The organism is Achromobacter sp. (assembly GCF_057314935.1).
Window position 1 is genome coordinate 103,115 of the sequence record NZ_DBHKZA010000008.1, and the last position, 3,239, is coordinate 106,353.

Consider the following 3,239-nt stretch of genomic DNA (forward strand, 5'->3'; position numbering starts at 1 on the left):
CAGGGGGCCGCCAAGCCGGCGGCAGATGCGCCGGCCCCGGCGCCCGCCACGGCTGCCGCGTCGGGCCCGACCACCGCGGCCGCGCCTGGCATCACCGCCGCGGCGGGTACGCCGGCCGCACCGGGCTCGGACGCCGCCCCGCCGCCGCCCGCCGCCCCGGAAGAATGGAAAGTCACGCTGGACGCCTTCAACCTGCACGAGGGCGAGCTCTACATCACGGATGCGATCAGCAAGCTGGACTACGTCATGACCGGCATGGCCGTGACCGTTGAAGGCGTTGCGCTGCCCGAGGTCAAGGACCAGCCCGTCAACCTGTGGCTGACCGTCGACAACAGCACCGATGGGGGCTGGATCCGCGCGAAGGGTCCGCTGGTCTTGAAGCCCTTGTCGCTGGAACTGGGCGTGCGCCTGGGCAACGTGGCCCTGGCGCCGTTGGCGCCGGCGGTGCGCAGCGTGGCGCCGATCGTGCTGCTGGATGGCCGCCTGGGCGCCGCCGCCCAGGTGCACGTGCTGGAGAAGAATGGCGTGGTGGACGCGTCCGCCACGGCCGTCCAGGCTGACCTGACGCAGTTCAAGGCGCGCGACGAGTCGCTCAAGCCTGCGCTGGACATCGCCCTGCAAACGCTGCGCGTCACCGCCGACCGGCTGGCGATGGGGCCGGGCCAGAGCAACTTCACGCTGGCCGCCGCGGGCATCCAGGGCAATGGCAAACTGGACATGAAAGGCATGTTCACGCCGCAACCGCTGACGCTGAAATCGTCGGTGGACCTGTCCGAGCTCAATGTCGCGTCCTTCGCGCCCTATGCGGCCTCGAGCCTGAACGCCACCGTGCGCGCCATTACGCTGGGCGCCAAGGGCGACGTGGACTTCACAGCCGCAGCGGGCAGCGCGCCGATGAAGGTCAACTGGAAGGGCGGCGTCGAGGTCACGGGCGTGGACCTTCAAGACCGGGTGAACAACGACGACTTCCTGAACTGGAAGCGGCTGGGGTTTTCCGGCATGGACATCTCGGTGGCGGGCGACAAGATCGGCGCCAAGCTGGGCGACATCGCGCTGGAAGACTTCTACGGCCGCATCCTGCTGAACGCGCAGGGCCGCCTGAACGTCATGGACCTGGTGGCGGCGCCCGGCCAGGCGGGCGGCTCCATCACGCAGGACACGCAGACGCCGGGCCGACAGGCCGCGGCGCCCGCGCCGGTTCCTGCCGCGAAAAGCAGCGCAGGCGGGGGCATGCCGGATATCTCGGTCAACAGCGTCACGTTGTCGCGCGGCCGAATGACCTTCACCGACCGCTTCGTCAAACCCAACTACGTGGCCGAACTGTCGGCGATCGAAGGCGCGATCACGGCGGTGTCGTCCACTAATCCCCAACCCGCCAAGGTCAAGGTCACGGGCCGCGTCTACACCACGGCGCCGCTGTCCATCAGCGGCATCGTGCAGCCGTTCGCCAAGTTCCTGACCCTGGACCTGAAGGCCTCGGCCAAGGGGGTGGACCTGCCGCGCTTCAACACCTATTCGGCCAAGTATGTCGGTTATCCGATCAAGCGCGGCAAGCTCTCGGTGGACCTGGAATACAAGATCAAGGACCGCGCGCTGCAGGCGTCCAACCACGTGGTGCTGAACCAGCTGACCTTCGGCGACAAGACCAACAGCCCGGACGCGACCAAGTTGCCGGTGCTGCTGGCCGTGGCGCTGTTGAAGGACTCCCGCGGCAACATCGACATCAACCTGCCGATCTCGGGATCGCTGGACGATCCCGAATTCTCGGTGGGCGGCATCGTCGTGCGCGTGCTGCTCAATCTGGTGGTCAAGGCCGTGACGTCGCCGTTCAGCCTGCTTGCGTCGGCCTTCGGCGGCGGCGAAGAACTGTCCTATGTGGAGTTCAAGCCGGGCAGCGCGGTGCTGACCGAAGACTCCCAGCAGCGCATCGACACGCTGACCAAGGCACTGACGGACCGTCCGGCGCTGAAGATGGACATCAGCGGCCGCGCCGATCCCAAGACCGACATGGAAGGCCTGCGCCAAGCCTGGGTCGAGGGCCAGATCCGCGCCGCCAAGGCGGCGGCCACCACGCCGCGCGGCAAGAAGCCGGACGTGGCGGGCGTGAAGGTGTCTGCCGCCGAGCGGGCCAAGTACTTGGAAGAGGTGTACGACGACGCCGACATCAAGGACAAGCCGCGCAATTTCATCGGCATGGCCAAGTCCGTGCCGGCGGATCAGATGGAAGCCATGCTGCGCAGCGTGGCGCCGGTGGGCGACGAGCAATTGCGCCAACTGGCCGATGCGCGCGCGCAGGCGGTGTATGAGAAGTTGCAAGCCCAGGAAGGACTCGCGGACCGTGTGTTCATCGTTGCGCCGCAGCTGGACGCGGACGGCATCAAGGACGAGGGGCAACCCTCGCGCGTGGACTTCTCCCTGAAGTGAACCCGGCGGGCCGCCAGGGGTACGCGTTGCGTCCCCGGCCCCGCTTTTGCCAGGAGATTCTTGATGAAAGACCAGGACGCGCACTTCGACAGCCTGTTGCCGCCTTTGCGGCTGGACCGTCGGGGCTTTATCGCCACGACGGTCGCAGCCGGCTTCTCGCTTGCCGCCGGGCCCGCCGTGGCCCAGACCGCCATCGCCACCGACGCCAAGGGGCTGACTGCCGGCAAGATCGATATCCCCACGGCGGACGGCAAGATGCCCGCCTACCGTGCGGCGCCGCAAGGCAAAAAGAACCTGCCGACCGTGATCGTGGTGTCCGAGATTTTCGGTGTGCACGAGTACATCCAGGACGTGTGCCGCCGGCTGGCCCATCTGGGCTATCTGGCGATCGCGCCCGAACTGTTCGCGCGTCAGGGCGATCCGTCGAAATACACCGAGATCCCGAAGCTGCAGGCCGAAATCATCGGCAAGGTGCCCGATGCGCAAGTCCAAGGCGACCTGGACGCCACCGCGAAATGGGCGGCAGCCAACGGCGGCGATGCGGACAAGCTGGGCATCGTGGGCTTCTGCTGGGGCGGCCGCCAGGTCTGGCTATACGCCGCCCACAACCCGAAGCTCAAGGCCGGCGCGGCGTTCTACGGCCAACTGGGCGGCGAACCCAGCGACCTGAAGCCGAAGTCGGTGCTGAGCCTGGTGAATGAGCTGAAGGCGCCGGTCCTGGGCGCCTACGGCGGCAAGGACGCCGGCATCCCGCTGACGGACGTGGACCGCATGCGGATCGAACTGGCAAAGGGGCCGGCGCCGGCCAAGGCATC

2 protein-coding genes are annotated in these 3,239 nt (G+C 67.7%); both read left to right on the forward strand.

Annotated elements, in window-relative coordinates; genetic code table 11:
* Positions 1-2,424, forward strand: a 2,424-nt coding sequence (locus tag ACO6D5_RS04945) for a DUF748 domain-containing protein (RefSeq protein ID WP_485824757.1), incomplete at its 5' end; no start/stop codon positions are given.
* Positions 2,425-2,487: 63 nt separating this feature from the next.
* Positions 2,488-3,239, forward strand: a 752-nt coding sequence (locus tag ACO6D5_RS04950) for a dienelactone hydrolase family protein (RefSeq protein ID WP_485824758.1), incomplete at its 3' end; no start/stop codon positions are given.